This window comes from Burkholderia sp. BCC1208 (assembly GCF_902833095.1).
Lineage (GTDB): Bacteria > Pseudomonadota > Gammaproteobacteria > Burkholderiales > Burkholderiaceae > Burkholderia.
The window spans coordinates 111659-129068 of the sequence record NZ_CADFDY010000009.1 but is presented as its reverse complement, the minus strand read 5'-3'; the positions used below and the strand labels follow the sequence as shown (position 1 = coordinate 129068).

Annotated in this window: 15 protein-coding genes; 8 read left to right on the top strand and 7 right to left on the bottom strand. The window is 66.1% G+C overall.

Translation table 11 applies throughout. The features are described from left to right. Positions 1 to 180: 180 nt before the first annotated feature. The 4 genes from HWX09_RS22025 to HWX09_RS22010 all read left to right on the top strand — a co-directional run bounded on the left by HWX09_RS22025 (position 181) and on the right by HWX09_RS22010 (position 4571). Positions 181 to 783 (top strand): LysE family transporter, encoded by a 603-nt coding sequence (locus tag HWX09_RS22025; protein ID WP_027786152.1) that lies wholly within the window; start codon positions 181 to 183, stop codon positions 781 to 783. 392 nt (positions 784 to 1175) lie between these two features. Further along, entirely contained in the window at positions 1176 to 2102 is a 927-nt protein-coding gene (gene rbsK / locus HWX09_RS22020; RefSeq protein WP_027786153.1) for a ribokinase, read from the top strand. Between the two features lie 40 nt (positions 2103 to 2142). Beyond that, the gene (gene fucP, locus HWX09_RS22015) at positions 2143 to 3516 is read left to right on the top strand and encodes an L-fucose:H+ symporter permease (RefSeq protein ID WP_027786154.1); all 1374 of its coding nucleotides are present in this window, start codon (positions 2143 to 2145) and stop codon (positions 3514 to 3516) included. A 2-nt stretch (positions 3517 to 3518) separates the two neighbouring features. After that, entirely contained in the window at positions 3519 to 4571 is a 1053-nt protein-coding gene (locus HWX09_RS22010) for an aldose 1-epimerase family protein (protein WP_027786155.1), read from the top strand. A gap of 58 nt (positions 4572 to 4629) precedes the next feature. On the opposite strand, the gene deoR is transcribed toward HWX09_RS22010, so the two are convergent. Continuing rightward, on the bottom strand, positions 4630 to 5400 hold the full coding sequence (deoR, locus tag HWX09_RS22005; RefSeq protein WP_027786156.1) for a DNA-binding transcriptional repressor DeoR: 771 nt from the start codon (positions 5398 to 5400) through the stop codon (positions 4630 to 4632). Between the two features lie 146 nt (positions 5401 to 5546). Between deoR and deoC the strand changes: the two genes are divergently transcribed. The 3 genes from deoC to HWX09_RS21990 all read left to right on the top strand — a co-directional run bounded on the left by deoC (position 5547) and on the right by HWX09_RS21990 (position 8507). Next, positions 5547 to 6227, top strand: coding sequence for a deoxyribose-phosphate aldolase (gene deoC / locus HWX09_RS22000; RefSeq protein WP_027786157.1), 681 nt, complete (start codon positions 5547 to 5549; stop codon positions 6225 to 6227). 239 nt (positions 6228 to 6466) lie between these two features. Next, positions 6467 to 7378 (top strand): phytanoyl-CoA dioxygenase family protein, encoded by a 912-nt coding sequence (locus HWX09_RS21995; RefSeq protein ID WP_027786158.1) that lies wholly within the window; start codon positions 6467 to 6469, stop codon positions 7376 to 7378. A gap of 265 nt (positions 7379 to 7643) precedes the next feature. Further along, a complete protein-coding gene (locus tag HWX09_RS21990; RefSeq protein WP_027786159.1) occupies positions 7644 to 8507 on the top strand; it encodes a DUF2071 domain-containing protein in 864 nt (287 codons plus the stop codon). Between the two features lie 148 nt (positions 8508 to 8655). Here the strand turns inward: HWX09_RS21990 and HWX09_RS21985 are convergent, their stop codons facing one another. The 4 genes from HWX09_RS21985 to HWX09_RS21970 are packed head-to-tail and all read right to left on the bottom strand — an operon-like array spanning position 8656 to position 14291. Then, entirely contained in the window at positions 8656 to 9510 is an 855-nt protein-coding gene (locus tag HWX09_RS21985; RefSeq protein ID WP_027786160.1) for a 3-hydroxybutyryl-CoA dehydrogenase, read from the bottom strand. 38 nt (positions 9511 to 9548) lie between these two features. Beyond that, positions 9549 to 10742, bottom strand: a complete 1194-nt coding sequence (gene bktB, locus HWX09_RS21980; protein WP_027786161.1) for a beta-ketothiolase BktB — start codon at positions 10740 to 10742, stop codon at positions 9549 to 9551. A 48-nt stretch (positions 10743 to 10790) separates the two neighbouring features. Then, positions 10791 to 12464 (bottom strand): electron transfer flavoprotein-ubiquinone oxidoreductase, encoded by a 1674-nt coding sequence (locus HWX09_RS21975; RefSeq protein ID WP_027786162.1) that lies wholly within the window; start codon positions 12462 to 12464, stop codon positions 10791 to 10793. A gap of 36 nt (positions 12465 to 12500) precedes the next feature. Further along, positions 12501 to 14291, bottom strand: coding sequence for an acyl-CoA dehydrogenase (locus HWX09_RS21970; protein ID WP_027786163.1), 1791 nt, complete (start codon positions 14289 to 14291; stop codon positions 12501 to 12503). A 552-nt stretch (positions 14292 to 14843) separates the two neighbouring features. On the opposite strand from HWX09_RS21970, the gene HWX09_RS21965 reads away from it, so the two are divergent. Then, the gene (locus HWX09_RS21965; protein ID WP_027786164.1) at positions 14844 to 15749 is read left to right on the top strand and encodes a ketopantoate reductase family protein; all 906 of its coding nucleotides are present in this window, start codon (positions 14844 to 14846) and stop codon (positions 15747 to 15749) included. A 153-nt stretch (positions 15750 to 15902) separates the two neighbouring features. Here HWX09_RS21965 and HWX09_RS21960 read toward each other — a convergent pair whose 3' ends face one another. Then, positions 15903 to 16841 carry an anti-sigma factor gene (locus tag HWX09_RS21960; RefSeq protein ID WP_027786165.1) on the bottom strand — a complete coding sequence of 313 codons (939 nt, stop codon included), beginning with the start codon at positions 16839 to 16841 and terminating at the stop codon, positions 15903 to 15905. Then, positions 16838 to 17386: an RNA polymerase sigma factor gene (locus tag HWX09_RS21955; protein ID WP_027786166.1), complete on the bottom strand. Its 549-nt coding sequence runs from the start codon at positions 17384 to 17386 to the stop codon at positions 16838 to 16840. The genes HWX09_RS21960 and HWX09_RS21955 overlap by 4 nt, the downstream gene beginning before the upstream one ends. Positions 17387 to 17410: the final 24 nt, after the last annotated feature.

The window sequence follows — 17410 nt, the reverse complement described above, 5'->3', positions numbered from 1 at the left end:
CAACGTGGCCTGCATCGCGCCGCGCAACGAAACAGGAGAGCGAGCCGCCCGGGACGTCATCGGACAGCCGGTGCCGAGCGAGCCGATCGAACCGCAGCGCGTAAAGAGCAATCGCTATTTCGACGGTGCGCCAGCCTTGGCCGCACGCGAACCGCGACACTGACGAATGGAGGAGGCCGCGTGCCTATTCAGGAAGCCTTGCTGAAGATGTCGATGTACGTATCGCTGGTGCTGATCGTGCCGGGGCCGACCAATACGTTGCTGTTGTCGTCGGGGTTGAAGGTAGGCCTGCGTGGCACCTGGCCGCTGGTGGTCGCCGAGGCGCTCGGCTACGCGATCGCGATTTCCGTATGGGGATTCTTCCTGTCGGCGTTCGCTGCTGGCCGCCCCTGGCTTTATGACGTGGTCAAGCTCGCGAGTTCGGTCTACATCTTTTTCCTCGCGCTGAAGCTGTGGACGCATAGCCGCGTGCTGCAGGACGTATCGATCGCACCGGTGCGCTTTCGCGACGTGTTCGTCGCGACGATGATGAATCCGAAAGCGCTGCTGTTCTCGAGCACGCTGTTTCCGTTGGACGCGTTCAGGTCGGCGCACTATTTTGCATGGGCGCTCCTCGTATTTCTGGTCGTGCTCACGCCGATCGGTGTAGGCTGGTCGTCCCTCGGCGGGATCCTCACTTCGCAACGCGCGTGGGCCGCCCGCACGTCGACACTGCTGCGCGGCGCGTCGCTCGTGCTGTTGATGTTCTCCGGCACGCTCGTGTATTCGATCGTGAACCGCTGAGCGAGGGCATCGTCGCGACGCGCGAGCAAGCATCCGGCGTGGCGCGGCGGCGCCCGCCCCGAGTGCCGTTTGCGTAGAGCCGGCGGCGATTCCCGTTTGGATCATCGCGGCGCGGCGCTGTACGGATCGCTCCCGCGTACGCGGCGCTTCCCGGTGAGTTCGTCTTCTCTGTCGACATCGTTCGCGTGACGACTGCCCCATTCCCCGATGAATCCGAAACCTCTCTGACGCGGAGGCAGGAGATTTCGTCCGCCCGCCTGCCACCCGCCACAAAGTGACCCTCCTAACACCATAGGATTGCATTTTCACATCCAATGTGATTTTATTATCACCTGTCGCGAGCCGCCGCCGACCCCACACGCGCGGCCGCCCATACCAAGGAAGAGACGCAGATGGAGACAATCGCCGTCATCGGCAGCAACATGGTCGACCTCGTGACCTACGTCACGCGCATGCCCGCCCGGGGCGAAACGCTCGAGGCGCCGAACTTCGAGCTCGGCTGCGGCGGCAAGGGCGCGAACCAGGCCGTCGCGGCCGCGCGCCTCGGCGCGCGCGTCGTGATGGTCACGAAGGTCGGCGACGACGTGTTCGCCGACGCCACGATCCGCAACTTCGAGCGCGAAGGCATCGACACCACGCACGTGCGCAAGGTCGCCGGCGTGCCGAGCGGCGTCGCGCCGATCTTCGTCGAGCCCGATTCGAGCAACAGCATCCTGATCGTCAAGGGCGCGAATCGCCATTTGCAACCGGCCGACATCGATGCGGCCGCGCCGATGCTCGCCGACTGCGCGCTGATCGTGCTGCAGCTCGAAATCGAGCTCGACACCGTCTATCACGCGATCGAATTCGGCGCGCGGCACGGCATTCCCGTGTTGCTGAACCCGGCCCCCGCCGTAGCCGACCTCGATTTCGAGCGCATCCGTTCCGTCGAATTCTTCGTGCCGAACGAAACCGAGCTCGCGATCGTGTCGGGCATGCCGGTCGATTCGCGCGAGAGCGCGACCCGTGCCGCCGAAGCGCTGGTCGCGCGCGGCCTCAAGCACGTGCTCGTCACGCTCGGCAGCAACGGTTCGCTGCTGGTGTCGCGCGACGGCGCGCGTCACGTGCCGGGCGTGCCGGTCGACGCGCGCGATACGACGGGCGCCGGCGATGCATATATCGGCTGCTTCGCGCACTGCTATGCCGCGTCGCGCGACGCCGTCGACGCGATGCGTTACGCGTCCGCCTACGCCGCGCATTCGGTCACGGGCCTCGGCACGCAGAAGTCGTACGCCGACGCCGCGACGTTCGAACGCTTCCTCCGCGACGCCGGCTTCTGACCGGCGCCTTCATCGACGAGACATTGGGAAGGAGACACCCATGAGCCGAACCCGGATCGAACACACCCCCGACGGCTATTACCTGAATCGCACGCCGCTCTTCGCGTTCACGTTGCTGTGCTGCCTGTTCGCGCTGTGGGGCACCGCCGCGAACCTGAACGACGTGCTGATCGCGCAGTTCAAGAAATCGTTCTTCCTGTCCGATTTCGAATCGGCGTTCGTGCAGTCCGCGTTCTATCTCGGCTACTTCTTTCTCGCGATTCCGGCCGCGACCGTCGTGAAGAAGTTCAGCTACAAGACGACGATCCTCGTCGGCCTGCTGCTCTACACGACCGGCTGCCTGCTGTTCTTCCCGGCCGCGTCGATGGCAAAGTACGGGATGTTCCTCGTCGCGCTGTTCGTGATCGCCGCGGGCCTGTCGTTCCTCGAAACGGCGTCGAACTCGTATTCGACGCTGATGGGCCCGCGCGACACCAGCACGCGGCGACTGAACATCTCGCAGACGTTCTATCCGTTCGGCGCGATGGCCGGCGTCTACATGGGCAGCTTCCTGATCTTCAAGGAAGGCGACGCGTCGCATGCGCAGCTCGCGGCGATGTCGGCCGCCGACGCCCACACGCACCAGCTCGCGATGATCCAGGCCACGCTCGAACCGTACAAGTGGCTGATCGTCGTGCTCGTCGCCGTGTTCATCGTGTTCGCGCTCACGCCGTACCCGGCGTGCAAGGGCAACGGTGCGGGCACGGTCACGCACCGGATCGACGCACGCGGCACGCTCGCGCGCCTGTTCGGCAACCGGCGCTTCGTCGCGGGCGTGGTCGCGCAATTCCTGTACGTCGGCGCGCAGGTCGGCGTGTGGAGCTTCACGATCCGGCTCGCGATGCAGATCGGCGGCCTCACTGAGCGCGGTGCGTCGCGCTACCTGCTCGCGACCTTCTTCGCGTTCTTCGTCGGCAAGCTGGTCGCGACGCTCGTGATGAAACGCGTCGGACCGGCCAAGGTGCTGATCGTCTACGGCATCCTGTGCATCGCGCTGCTCGCGTACACGATCAGCGTGCACAACATCACGGCTGTTTATGCGGCCGTGTGCGTGAGCATCTTCCTCGGCCCGTGCTGGCCGACGATCTACGGGCTGACGATCGACGGCCTCGGCAAGGACACCGAATACGGCGGCTCGATCCTCGTGATGAGCATCGTCGGCGGCGCGGTCGTGCCGCTGATCCAGGGGCTGATCTCCGATCACACGGGCGGCAACATGCAGCTCGCATTCGTCGTGCCGCTCGCGTGCTTCGTCGTGATCGTCTACTACGGCTTCTACTGCCTGCGTCACCTGCCGGCGGCAACGCCCGACGCGGCGGCCGACGGCCATGCGTCCACGCGCTACGCCGCGACGCGCAACACGTCGGGAGCCTGACCATGCGCGGCGAGATCGAACTGCGGCGCGACGACTTCCGCGAGGCACCGCGCACGCTGTACCGCACCGACGGCATCACCGTCACCGCGTTCGCGTATCCGTCCGGCGTCGAGGCACTGAAGCTCGAGAACCGTCGCGGTCATCTCGTCGTGCTGCCGTATCTCGGCCAGATGATCTGGGCCGCCGAATTCGACGGCCGCGACCTGACGATGAAGCACATGTTCCGGCAGCCGAGGCGCGCGACGTCGATCATCGATACCTATGGCTGCTTCATGTTCCACAGCGGGTTGCTGCGCAACGGCTGCCCGGGGCCGGACGACACGCATGCGCTGCACGGCGAGATGCCGTGCGCGCCGATGGATCGCGCGAGCCTGGTCGTCGGCACGGATGCGCGCGGCGCAACGGTCGAAGTGACCGGGGAATACGAGTACGTGCAGGGCTTCGGCAGCCACTACGTCGCGCGTCCGTCGGTGCGGCTGACGGAGCATGATGCCCGGATGACGATCGCGATGGACGTGACGAATCTCGGCGGCGCACCGATGGACCTGATGTACATGGCCCACCTGAACTACGCGTACGTGCCGGGCGGCCGCTTCGTGCAATCGCTCCCGCGTGGCGGCGTGCGGCTGCGCGACAGCGTGCCCGCGCACGTGAAGCCGACCGCCGCGTGGCGCGACTACACGGCCACGCTCGCGCGCGAGCCGGCGTGGCTCGCGACGCTCGATGCACCCGCGCTGTACGACCCGGAGATCGTGTTCTTCATGAACGACGTGGAAACGGATGCCGACGGCGTCGCGCATTTCCGGCTCGCGCATCCGGACGGCGGCGCGTTCCATACCGCTTACCGCCCCGCGCAATTCCCGCATGCGACGCGCTGGATCCTGCACAACGCGGACCAGCAGGTCGCCGCGTTCGCGCTGCCGTCGACCTGCGAGCCGGAGGGTTACGAAGCCGAACGCCGCAAGGGCCACGTCGCGGCGCTGGCGCCGGGCGCGTTTCGCCGCTTCGAGGTGGTCACCGGCTACCTCAGCGCGGCTGAAGCACGCGATGCGTGATGCGATGCAAAGCGTGACGGAAAGCGCAATGCAATGCGCGCCGCAAGCCCGCGCCGCATCAGGTCACGAGTGCGATCCCGTGCTCGCGGATCGCCGTTTCGTAGCGGCGGCTCAGTTGCCCGTCGGAGATCACGTAATTGAAATCGGTCAGTTCGGCGAAATAGGCCGCCCGCACTTCGTCGAACTTCGTGTGGTCGACCAGCAGGAAGCGGTTCTGCGCGCGGGCCATCACCTTCTTCTTCGCATCGACTTCGTGGAAGTTGAAGCACGTGACGCCGCAGCGGTCGCTCACGCCGGCCGCCGAGATGAATGCCTTCGACACGCGCACCGAATCGAGGATGCCCGTTTCGGCGACCGATTCGAACACCATGTTCTGGCGGTGATACGCGCCGCCGCACAGGATCACGTTGCAATGCGGCTTTTGCTGCAGCTTCGCGAACACGTTCAACGAATTGCAGACCGCCGTGAATTCGAGGTCGTCCGGAATGAAATCGACGATGAACGGCGTGGTCGACCCGCAGTCGACGAAGATCGTGTCGCCGGTCGTCACGAACTGCGCGGCCAGCTTGCCGATGCGGCGCTTTTCCTCGGTCTGCCGGTTGTTCTCGGCGCTGATCAGGTATTCGCCGATGTCGCTGCGCTGCGCGGCGAAATGGCGCGTCACGTAGCCGCCGATCAGGCTGAGGCCGTGCGGATTGTCCGCGAGATCGCGGCGGATCGTCATTTCGGACACGCCGAACAGCTCGGCGACTTCCCTCAGATGAATCGCGTTCTGCCCTTGCAGCACGTTCATCAATGTCTTGATCCGTTCGCCCTTCTTTGTTTCCATGCCTGTATCCTGCGTGCCCGTCGCGTGAGTCGCTCGTCGTGCCGGGCGCGCAGGCCCGGCCGGAATGTCGTATTTGTAACAAACCGATGTGAAAACATCAACTTTCCGTGTGCCCTTTCCGCACACGATCCGTGGAGTCCTGACACATGCCGCTTTCCAACGCCCAACTCGCCCAAGCCATCGATCACACGCTGCTCGCGCCCGACGCGAGCGACGCGCAGATCCGCGAACTCTGCCGCCAGGCGGCCGAGCATCGCTTTTACTCGGTCTGCGTGAATTCGGCGAACGTGCCGCTCGCCGCGAGCGAGCTGGCCGATACCGGCGTGCTCGTCTGTGCCGTGGTCGGCTTTCCGCTCGGCGCCGGGCTGTCCGCCGCGAAGGCATTCGAGGCGACCGCCGCGATCGCGGCAGGCGCCGGCGAGATCGACATGGTGATCAACATCGGCGCGCTGAAAAGCGGCCGCGCCGACGACGTGAAGGCCGACATCGCAGCCGTGCATCGCGCCTGCGGCACGGTGCCGCTCAAGGTGATCCTCGAAACGGGGTTGTTGACCGACGACGAGAAGGTGCGTGTGTGCGAGATGTGCCGCGATCTCGGCGTCGCGTTCGTGAAGACGTCGACCGGGTTCGGCCACGGCGGCGCGACGCTTGCGGACGTTACGCTGATGCGCCGCACGGTCGGGCCGACGCTCGGCGTGAAGGCGTCGGGCGGCGTGCGCGACCGCGCGGCCGCGCTCGCGATGCTCGAAGCCGGCGCGACGCGGCTCGGCACGAGTTCGGGGGTGGCGATCGTCACCGATCAGGGCGGCGGCGGAACGGGGTACTGACGCACGAACGGCCGGCCACTGCGCTCGCCCGGCACGCGGCGGCATCGCGACGTCGTGCGCGTTGCCGTCCGCACCATCCACGACCCGATAACCGTTGTCGTACAACTCGTCGGGCTGCTCCGCCGTCGGCCGCCAACGTAAGGTATCGAACAGAAGCGTCCTGCGCGGAAATACGAAAATCGAAAACCAGAGGCCGTCTGCATCGCTTCGCGATCCGTGAACTCATCGTCAAGGCTCCAATGCAAGCCAATCTTCGGTCCCAGTTCCATCACGACGGCTTTGCGATCATCAACGGGCTGATCGACACCTCGGAGATCGAAGACTTGCGCGAAATCGGCCATCGTCTGCTCGGCAGCCGCACGGGCTACGCCGAGGGCCTGATGTTTGATTTCTATCCCGAGTCGAACGGATGCGATTCCGAGCATCAACTTCTCCAGCTCCACTGGGCCTCCTATTTCGAGCGTCGGCTATCGAAACTCCGCATCCGCCGCGCCGCGCTCGATATCGCCAAGGCGCTGCTCGGCTCGAATGTTCGTTTTGCCGGTGACAGCTTTTTCCTGAAGCAGTCGCATACGGACACCGTGACGCCATGGCATCAGGACGACGCGTTTACCGACGCGCGCATCGACCACCGCGAAGTCAACTTCTGGATTCCGTTACAAGCCGTCTCGGTCGACAACGGGTGCATGCAGTTCATCCCCGGGTCTCATCTGTACGACGTGCTTCCGCATGTACCGCTCGGGGGCGACGTGACCGCCCATGGACTCGAGTGTGTCGGCGGATTCGATCCGGCGCGCGCCGTGGCGTGTCCGTTGATGCCGGGAGACTGCACCGTGCATGCGGGGCGTACGCTGCATGCCGCGGGGGCAAACTTCTCGGACCAGCCGCGGTACGCGTATGCGCTCAATTTCCGGTTACCGCGACGGCGCTCGAGTATGGCGACCAACTTTCCGTGGCACAACACGTGGCGGCCCTCGCGCATCGAACGCTCCCGGGCGTCCCGGAGTCTACGCGGGTGCTGTTCGTACCTTCGACGCGAGCTGTACACGTTCGATTTCCGCAATCCGTTCGAGTGGCAACTCGCGGGCGGCAGGATCGCGCGTTGGCTGAACGTGTCGCGGCAACGGATGCACGAACCCGAGCCGGAATGAATCGTGGCGGAAGCGCTGGAGCGCTGCCACCTCTCCTGTACGCGCGGGTCGACGGAAATTGTTCCATCGATTCCGGCGCGCTGACATCCGCATTCGATCCGCAAGGTCGGTGGCGATCGATTATCCGCACGCGTGCGGCACGCGTGAAGACCGGCCGGCGGGATCCATCGCACGAGCGGCACCATGCGGCGGCGCCCGGCAAATTCGCCCGGTTGGGCCAAAGACACCACCCCGCCTCTTCCGCGCACGCGACAAGCCCGGCACAATGCCGCCCATGCGCTACGACAACGCCTTCGTTTACCCGTCCCCCGGCCTCGCCGGCCGGATCGCCAACCGGATCGTCGCGAGCCGCCCGCTGCTGCGCGCACGCCGCGCGCTGCTGTCGCGGCTGCCGTTCCTGCAGCTCGCGAGCGACGTCGAGAACGTCGTGTATTGCACCTGGGTCGTCGATGTCGCGGCCGTCGCGCACCTGGTGCCGCGCGGCGTCACGCTCGCGAGCCGCGACGGCCGCACGCTGTTCACGACGCTCACCTACGCGCACCGGCACTTCGGCCCGCGTCTTGCCGGCCCGCTGCGGCGCCTGTTTCCGTCGCCGCTGCAGAGCAACTGGCGGCTCTACGTCGATGGGCTGCCGGACGGAATGCCGGCCGAGCGCACGGTGCTGTTCGTGAAGAACGTGTTCGACCACCCGCTCTATGCGCTCGGCAGCCGGCTCTTCAGCGACGCGCTGCCGTCGCATCTTGCGCGGCGGTTCACGCATGCGGTGCGTGACGGACAGTACGACACGCTGCTGGCCGGCGGCGGCGGTAGTGCCCCCGACTTCCGCTGCACGGCCGAAGCGTCGCACGACCGGACGCTGCCCGATGCATTCGCGCCATTCTTCGACGACTGGCGCGCGGCCGTCGCCGCCCTGTCGCTGCAGCACGCGGCCATCGCTCATGTCGAAGACTGCGATCGCCTCGCGTATGCGTCGATCGATTTGCCGATCGACGTCGACGCGGTCCGGCCGCTGAAGACGGTCGGGCCCGCAGGCGGCGACTTCCTCGCTCGCATCGGCGCGACCGGCGAACCGCTGTGCTTCGTCGTGCCCGACGTCGCATTCCGCGTACTGTCCGAACGGCTGCTGTAGCGCGCTGCTCAGGCGGGCCGGCGCACGGACGCGCGACCGGCGTACGATCGCCGAGTGGGCCGACCGGCCCGGTCTGTCGGTCCGCGCGCGCCGCACAATGCACACGGCCGCCCGAAGGCGGCCGCGCGAAGTGGCACCGATGCGCCGCTTACTTGCCGTAGTCGTACACCCCACGCCCCGTCTTCCGCCCGAGCCGCCCCGCCGACACCATCTCGCGCAGCAGCGGGCACGCGCGATACTTCGGATCGCCGAAGTCCTTCAGGAACACATCCATCACCGCGAGGCACACGTCGAGGCCCACGAGATCGGCCAGCGCGAGCGGCCCGATCGGGTGGTTCGCGCCGAGCTTCATCCCCGCGTCGATCTCCTCGGCCGACGCGATGCCTTCGGCCAGCACGAAGAACGCTTCGTTGATCATCGGCACCAGGATCCGGTTCACGACGAAGCCCGGCGAATTGCGCACGCCGATCGGCGATTTGTCGAAACGCTCGGTCAGCGCGCGCACGGCCGCGGCGGTCGCGTCGCTCGTCTGCAGCCCACGGATGATCTCGACGAGCGGCATCAGCGGCACCGGGTTGAAGAAGTGCATGCCGAGGAAACGCGACGGATCGGCGAGCGGCGCCGCGAGCGCCGTGATCGAGATCGACGACGTGTTGGTCGCGATGATCGCGTCCGGGCGCGCGACGGCCTCGATCTGCTTCAGGATGCGGCCCTTCAGCTCGACGTTCTCGGTGGCGGCTTCGATCACGATGTCGGCCGAGGCGAGCTTCGCGTAGTCCGTCGACGTCGCGATGCGCGCGAGCGCCGCATCGCGTGCGGCCGCGTCGAGCTTGTCCTTCGACACGAGCCGCTCGAGGCTGCCCTTCAGCGTCGCGAGACCCTTGTCGAGCGCGGCGTCGCTGACGTCGATCATCACGACGTTCAGTCCTGCAACGGCGGCGGTTTGCGCAATGCCGTTACCCATGGTTCCGGCGCCCACGACGCCGACGATTTCGATGGCCATGAAATGTCCTGTGTATTCGGATGCTGAGCGGTCGATTATCAGATGTTCTCGAAGATGGCAGCAATCCCCTGGCCGCCGCCGATGCACATCGTCACGAGCGCGTAACGCCCGCCGATGCGCTTCAGTTCGTACAGCGCCTTCACCGTGATCAGCGCGCCGGTCGCACCGATCGGATGACCGAGCGAGATGCCCGAGCCGTTCGGGTTGACCTTAGCGGGATCGAGGCCGAGCTCCTGCGTGACCGCGCAGGCCTGCGCGGCGAACGCCTCGTTGGCTTCGATCACGTCGAGATCGGCGATCTTCAGGCCGGCGCGTTCGAGCGCCTTCTGCGTGGCCGGCACCGGGCCGATGCCCATGTACGCCGGATCGACGCCCGCGTGCGCATACGCGACGAGGCGGGCGAGCGGCTTCACGCCCTGCGCGCGTGCGGCGTCCGCGCTCATCATCAGCACGGCAGCGGCCGCGTCGTTGATGCCCGATGCGTTGCCGGCGGTCACGGTGCCGTTCTCCTTCGCGAACACCGGCTTGAGCTTCGTGAAATCGTCCGAGCTCGCGTCGTGCCGCACGTGCTCGTCGGTGTCGAACGCGACTTCGCCCTTCTTCGTGCGGATCGAGATCGGCAGGATCTGATCCTTGAAGCGCCCTTCCGCGATCGCGCGCGCCGCGCGACGATGCGATTCCAGCGCCAGCGCATCCTGCGCTTCACGCGAGATGTCGTACTTGCGTGCGACGTTCTCGGCCGTCACGCCCATGTGGATCGTCTGGAACGGGTCGTGCAGCGCGCCGAGCATCATGTCGACGAGCTTGCCGTCGCCCATGCGCTGGCCGAAGCGCGCGGCCGGCACGGTGTACGGCGCGCGGCTCATGCTCTCCGAACCGCCGCCGATCGCGACGTCGGCATCGCCGAGCATGATCGTCTGTGCGGCCGACACGATCGCCTGCAGGCCGGAGCCGCACAGGCGGTTCACGGTGAGCGCCGGCGTGTGCTGCGCGACGCCGCCGTTGATCGCCGCGACGCGCGCGAGATACATGTCCTTCGGCTCGGTGTTCACGACGTGGCCGAACACGACATGGCCGACCGCATCGCCCGGCACGTTCGCGCGCGCCAGCACGTCGGCGACTACCTTCGCGCCGAGGTCGGTCGGCGAGAAATCCTTCAGGCTGCCGCCGAAATCACCGATCGCGGTACGGACACCGCTCACCACCACGACTTCCTTCGCTGCATTGCTCATCGTCTCACTCCGGTTCGTTCGCGCCCGCGGGCGCGGGGATGCGTTGCGTTACATGTTCGGGTAATTCGGCCCGCCGCCCCCTTCGGGCGTGACCCACACGATGTTCTGCGTCGGGTCCTTGATGTCGCAGGTCTTGCAGTGCACGCAGTTCTGCGCGTTGATCACCAGACGATCGCCGCCGTCGTCGTTCTTCACGAACTCGTACACCGCCGCCGGGCAGAACCGCGCCTCCGGCCCCGCGTACGTGCGCAGATTCACGTTCACCGGCACGCTCGCATCCTTCAGCGTCAGATGCGCCGGCTGGTTCTCCTCGTGGTTCGTGTTCGAGATGAACACCGACGACAGCCGGTCGAACGTCAGCTTGCCGTCCGGCTTCGGATACGCGATCGGCTCGCACTGCGACGCCGGCTTCAGCATCTCGTGATCCGCATGCTGGTGATGCAGCGTCCACGGCACGTTGCCGCCCATCACCTTCTGCTCGAGCCCGACCATCAGCGTGCCCAGATACAGGCCCTTGGCCATCCACTGCTTGAAGTTGCGCGCGCGGTACAGCTCCGTGTACAGCCACGATTGCTTGAACGCATCCGGGTACGCATTCAGTTCATCCGACTGACGGCCGGCCTGCACCGCGTCGAACGCGGCGTCGGCCGCCAGCATGCCGGTCTTGATCGCCGCGTGGCTGCCCTTGATCCGCGATGCGTTCAGGAAACCCGCGTCATCGCCGATCAGCGCGCCGCCCGGGAACACCGTCTTCGGTAGCGACAGCAGCCCGCCCGCCGTGATCGCCCGCGCGCCGTACGACACGCGCTTGCCGCCTTCGAGGAACGCGCGGATCGACGGATGCGTCTTGTAGCGCTGGAACTCCTCGAACGGCGACAGGTACGGGTTCGTGTAGCCCAGGCCCACCACGAAGCCGACCACCACCTGGTTGTTGTCCATGTGATACAGGAACGAGCCGCCGTACGTATCCGACTTCAGCGGCCAGCCGGCCGTGTGGATCACGAGACCCGGCTTGTGCTTGGCGGGATCGATTTCCCACAGTTCCTTGATGCCGATCCCGTACGCCTGCGGATCGGCGTTCGCGTCGAGCTTGAACTTCGAGATCAGCTGGCGGCCGAGGTGGCCGCGGCAGCCTTCGGCGAATAGCGTGTACTTCGCGTGCAATTCCATGCCGAGCTGGAAGTTCTCGGTCGGCTCGCCGTCCTTGCCCACGCCCATGTTGCCGGTCGCGACGCCTTTCACGGAACCGTCGTCGTTGTAGAGGATCTCCGCGGCGGGGAAGCCCGGGAAAATCTCGACGCCCAGCGCTTCGGCCTGTGCCCCGAGCCAGCGCGTGACGTTGCCCAGCGAGATCACGTAATTGCCGTGATTCTTGAAGTTCTCGGGCAGCGCCCAGTTCGGCGTGGTCACCGCGCTCTTCTCGGACAGGAACAGGAAGCGGTCTTCCGTCACCTCGACATCGAGCGGTGCGCCCCGTTCCTTCCAGTCGGGAAACAGTTCGGTGATCGCGCGCGGGTCCATCACCGCGCCCGACAGGATGTGCGCGCCGATCTCGGAGCCCTTCTCGAGCACGCATACGCCGATCTCGGTGCCCTTCTCGGCGGCCAGCTGCTTGAGCCGGATCGCCGCCGACAGCCCGGCGGGGCCGCCGCCGACGATCACGACGTCGTATTCCATCGATTCGCGCGGGCCGTATTGCGCGAGCAAGTCCTGTGTGGTCAAAATCCTGTCTCCTGCTGCGTCCCGACCGTCAGCCGGTCAGAACTGGTCTTCCGTCAACGCGAGCACGCTCTCGTTGCCCTTCGCGCCGACGATCGACGCTTCGAGCGCACTCGCCTGCACCAGCACGTGCTCCGCATAGCATTGCGCGATCGCGATCTTCGCGTCGAAGAACGCCACGTCGCTCGCACGGTTCGCCTGCGCGGCCACCAGCGCGCGCGCCATCTGCCACCCGCACAGCACCACGCCCGCCAGCTTCAGGTACGGCACGCTGCCCGCGAACACCGCGTTCGGGTCCTGCTTCGCGTTCGCCACCACGTAATCCACCACCGACGACAGCGCCCGTGCGCCCTTCTCCAGCTGCGCCTTCATCGACGCGGCCGCCGCACCCTCCAGCTTGCCCAGCGCCGCCACCGTGTCGCCGATTTCGGCGATCAGCGCCTTGGCGACCGCGCCGCCATCTCGCATCGTCTTGCGGCCGACCAGGTCGTTCGCCTGGATCGCCGTCGTCCCTTCGTAGATCGCCAGGATCCGCGCATCGCGGTAGTACTGCGCCGCGCCCGTCTCCTCGATGAAGCCCATCCCGCCATGCACCTGCACGCCCAGGCTCGCCACGTCGTTCACCATCTCCGTGCTCCAGCCCTTCACCACCGGCACCAGATATTCGTAGATTGCCTGGTGACGCGAGCGCGTCGCCTCGTCCGAATGGCGGTGGGCAATGTCGCTGTGCGCGGCGGCCACATACGCCAGCGCCCGCGCGCCTTCGGTCAGCGCACGCATCGTGCCCAGCATCCGGCGCACGTCCGGGTGATGGATGATCGTCACCGACTGCCTGGCCGAGCCGTCCACCGGACGGCTCTGCACGCGTTCCTTCGCGAATTCGGCCGCCTTCTGGTACGCGCGGTCGGCCACGCCGATCCCCTGCATCCCGACCCCGAAGCGCGCCGCATTCATCATGATGAACATGTATTCGAGGCCACGGTTCTCCTCGCCCACGAGATAGCCGATCGCGCCGCCGTGATCGCCGTATTGCAGCACCGCCGTCGGGCTCGCCTTGATCCCGAGCTTGTGTTCGATCGACACGCAGTGCACGTCGTTGCGCGCGCCGAGCGAGCCGTCTTCGTTGACCATGAACTTCGGCACGATGAACAGCGAGATGCCCTTCACGCCTTCCGGCGCGTTCGGCGTGCGCGCCAGCACCAGGTGGACGATGTTGTCCGCCATGTCGTGCTCGCCCCACGTGATGAAGATCTTCGTGCCGAACACCTTGTACGTACCGTCGCCCTGCGGCTCCGCGCGCGAGCGCACCAGCGCGAGATCCGAACCGGCTTGCGGCTCGGTCAGGTTCATCGTACCGGTCCATTCGCCCGAGATCAGCTTAGGCACGTAGCGCTGCTTCTGCTCGTCGGTGCCGGCCGTCAGCAACGCCTCGATCGCGCCGTCGGTGAGCAGCGGGCACAGCGCGAACGACAGGTTCGACGCGTTCAGCATCTCGATGCACGGCGTCGCAATCAGCTTCGGCAGCCCCTGGCCGTCGTATTCGGCCGGATGCTGCAACCCCTGCCAGCCGCCTTCGACGAACTGGCGGAACGCTGCGCCGAAGCCCGGCGTCGCGGTCACGACGCCATCCTTCCAGCTGCTCGGGTTGCGATCGCCTTCGACGTTCAGCGGCGCCAGCACCTCGCCGCAGAATTTCGCGGACTCGTCGAGCACGGCCTGCGCCGTGTCGTAACCCGCATCCTCGAAGCCCGGCAACTGCGCGACGGCGTCGATACCCGCGAGTTCCTTCAGCACGAACAGCATGTCCTTGACGGGGGCGTTATAGCTCATGGTCGATGTTCCAAATCAGGCGGTGAATGAGGCGCGCTACCGGGCCGGTCCGCCAAAACCGGCCGGCTCCGGGCGACGACGTGACCCATCGTAATGCCGCAATGGCCGATTCGCGTTGTCATATCCGGCCCACATGGTGACAAAATCGGCCACAGATTGCGTGGGCTCGGCCCGAAATGGACGGCTGGATAAGGGTTTGGCCGGATCGGGGCGGCGGCGGACCATCGGTATGCCCGAGTGATGGGGTCGAAGCAGCGAGCGCATTGACGACGCGTGAGCTTATGGGAGCCGGTTATGGGAATCGCGGATGAGGAGCCGGCCATGGGAGCGAGCGGCCGGAGTCGGCGCGGGTCACGAGGTCTGCGCGGCTCGCCGCCCGGTTCACCACCGCCATCAGGGTCAACACTCGCGCAAGCGTGCCGTCGCCTCTCACGATTTCGGGAATAAACGGCGGCACTCGCGTGTTCAATGTGGATGGACGGCCCCACGGGGCGGTCGTGCGCGTGCACTTCGTGCATGCGTGAAGTGTTCACGGGTTCCCTTGGAGCAATCATGCGGTTTGCAGTGTTGGGCGCCGGCGCGGTTGGCTGCTACTTCGGTGGCATGCTGGGGCTGCACGGCCACGATGTCGTCTTCATTGGCCGGCCGTCGCACGTGGACGCGATTCGCGATTTCGGATTGCGCCTCCAGACGCGCGCGTTCGACAAGCACGTACCCGCCAACGCGTCGACCGATATCGAGGCGGCCCGATCGGCAGACGTCGTTCTGGTATGCGTGAAATCAGGCGATACCGCCGAAGCGGCGCGCAAGCTAAGCCGCGTCCTCGCACCGGAAGCCACCGTGGTCAGTCTGCAAAACGGCGTCGACAACGCCGCGCTCTTGCGTGCCGAGATTTCGCAACCCGTCATTTGCGCGGCGGTGTATGTCGCCAGCGAGATGGCCGGCCCGGGGCATCTGTTGCACCACGGCCGCGGCGATCTCGCGATCGAAGCAGCGCCGCCCAGCGAACCGCTCGCGCACATCCTGCGTGCGGCGGGCATTCCCACCCGGATCGCCGACGACGTACGCGCGACGCTCTGGCAGAAGTTCATCCTGAACTGCGCATACAACGCGATTTCGGCGATCGTGCAACTGCCGTTGGGCGAAATGCCGCATCGCGACGCACTGAGCGAAACCATGCGCGCAGTCGTCGCCGAGTGCCTCGCCGTCGCTGCCGCCGAGGGTGTCCACTTCGCAGACCCGCCGGCGCGTATCGTCGAGCAAATCGAAGCGACGATTCCGCCGGGTCAGTATTCGTCGACGGCGCAGGATCTGGCGCGGGGCAAACGCAGCGAAATCGACCATCTGAATGGCGCGGTCGTTCGGCGCGGCCTTGCCGCCGGCATCGGCACACCGGTCAATCAGACGCTCTGTCTGTTCGTGAAGATGCTGGAAGCGAAGGCCGCGGCAAGGTCGTGATCGGACGCGGCCAGGTGTTCGCTGTCATTTGCGGCCCGGACGGCCGCCGAAAACGGCGCGATTTGCCGCCGGTCCGCAGAACGAAGTTGCTCGTCTGCACGTCAGAATGCGCGCTGCGTGATCGAAATGCGCTGTACGCCGCGGAGATTTCCTTCAACTCGCGATCGCCAGATCGACATGCGGCACCTGACCTAGCCTTTCCCCCACGACATTTTCGGATATCTGCTTGCCGATTGCGCCGAGATCGGTGTCGCCGGGCGGGGCGATCAGCGCATAAGTGAGGTTGGCACGCCGCCATGTCACGACGTCCATGCCGCCGACCTGTTGTCGGGCGAGCGCCGTGTCGGGCTTGTCATCCTTCATCAGGCACAGCGCCACCGGCATGCCTTTTTCCGGCAGATAGACGATCTGCACCAACGGCTTGTCGTTGAAGCGCAGGCGCTGTATGCGCTTGAACGTCAGCCCCGCCGAGCGCAGATCCGGAATCCGTATCGGCAGCCCGTCGTCACGGCGAATGTTTTCCACCGTATGCGCCGCGACAGCGGGATTCGACGAATCGAACGCGACGGTATCGCGCGTATAGAGTCGTTGATAATTCGCAGCCGCCATGATCCAGGGGGACGCGCGCGTCTGCGTAGCCATCGGTGCGGCCTGCGGTGCGAAGCCACCTCGCGCCGCGCCCGGCGCGAAGCGCAGTATGGCGCCGAAGCAGAACGCACCCGCGACGAAGGCCACGGCGAGCCAAGGCGCCATCATGCCAAACCGCGAGCGTATCGGCGCGGCGAACGCCTCACGTACCTCGGGTTGCGGCACAGGTGCATCGACGGAACGACTGACGTCACGCGCGACGACGTCCGAAGACGCGACGTACGCCTGCGCGATTTCGGCGACCTTGTGCACCAGGCTCTGCGGAACCGACGGCCATTCCTGCTGCTCGAATGCACGCTGGTACGGCAACACCGATGCTTCGAGCCATGCAACGCGTGTGGCGATATCGGGCGACGTTCCGATCGCCCTCTCGACTTCCTCGCGCTGGTGTGACGTGAGCTCTCCATCCACGTATGCCATGAGCAGGATGTCGTCTATTTTCATGCCCCCTGATCCTCACTATTCGCGTTGCTTTTCACACGTCGGTCTTGTCGATCGATGAACAGGGAACCGATCGTCTGGCGGGCTCGCGAAAGCCGGCTCATGATCGTGCCGATGGGTACGCCGAGCGCGTCGGCCGCTTCGCTATAGCTGAGCCCCTCTACACCGACCAGCAGCATGACCACGCGCTGGGCTTCGGGCAACTGCTGCACTGCCCTGACGATCTGTTCATCCAGGGCCTGTTGCTCCAGCGTCGGTGCAGCGGGATCGGAGACGGTTTCGAGGAAGTCGTCGTCCCAGTCCATGCCCGAGCGCCTGCGCACGCTGCGTGCGCGGAGTTCGTTGAGCCAGGTGGACTGGACGATCGAGAACATCCAGCTCAGCGGCGCGGTGCCCGGTCGCAATTGATGCGCGCGCTCGAGCGCGCGAAGGCACGCGCACTGCACGAGATCTTCAGCGTCGTGGCGATCACCCGAGATCCGTAGCGCGAATGCCCACAGACGCGGGAGCATCGAAGGCAGCATGGCGGACAGTTCGGCTGCGGTCATCTACGTCGATCCTCCTGCGGTGCG

Bases quoted from the DNA above. Each gene is read 5' to 3' on its own strand.
- rbsK (WP_027786153.1), top strand. From the start codon at position 1,176: ATGGAGACAATCGCCGTCATCGGCAGCAACATGGTCGACCTCGTGACC.
- fucP (WP_027786154.1), top strand. From the start codon at position 2,143: ATGAGCCGAACCCGGATCGAACACACCCCCGACGGCTATTACCTGAAT.
- HWX09_RS22010 (WP_027786155.1), top strand. From the start codon at position 3,519: ATGCGCGGCGAGATCGAACTGCGGCGCGACGACTTCCGCGAGGCACCG.
- deoR (WP_027786156.1), bottom strand. From the start codon at position 5,400: ATGGAAACAAAGAAGGGCGAACGGATCAAGACATTGATGAACGTGCTG.
- deoC (WP_027786157.1), top strand. From the start codon at position 5,547: ATGCCGCTTTCCAACGCCCAACTCGCCCAAGCCATCGATCACACGCTG.
- HWX09_RS21995 (WP_027786158.1), top strand. From the start codon at position 6,467: ATGCAAGCCAATCTTCGGTCCCAGTTCCATCACGACGGCTTTGCGATC.
- HWX09_RS21990 (WP_027786159.1), top strand. From the start codon at position 7,644: ATGCCGCCCATGCGCTACGACAACGCCTTCGTTTACCCGTCCCCCGGC.
- HWX09_RS21985 (WP_027786160.1), bottom strand. From the start codon at position 9,510: ATGGCCATCGAAATCGTCGGCGTCGTGGGCGCCGGAACCATGGGTAAC.
- bktB (WP_027786161.1), bottom strand. From the start codon at position 10,742: ATGAGCAATGCAGCGAAGGAAGTCGTGGTGGTGAGCGGTGTCCGTACC.
- HWX09_RS21970 (WP_027786163.1), bottom strand. From the start codon at position 14,291: ATGAGCTATAACGCCCCCGTCAAGGACATGCTGTTCGTGCTGAAGGAA.
- HWX09_RS21965 (WP_027786164.1), top strand. From the start codon at position 14,844: ATGCGGTTTGCAGTGTTGGGCGCCGGCGCGGTTGGCTGCTACTTCGGT.
- HWX09_RS21960 (WP_027786165.1), bottom strand. From the start codon at position 16,841: ATGAAAATAGACGACATCCTGCTCATGGCATACGTGGATGGAGAGCTC.
- HWX09_RS21955 (WP_027786166.1), bottom strand. From the start codon at position 17,386: ATGACCGCAGCCGAACTGTCCGCCATGCTGCCTTCGATGCTCCCGCGT.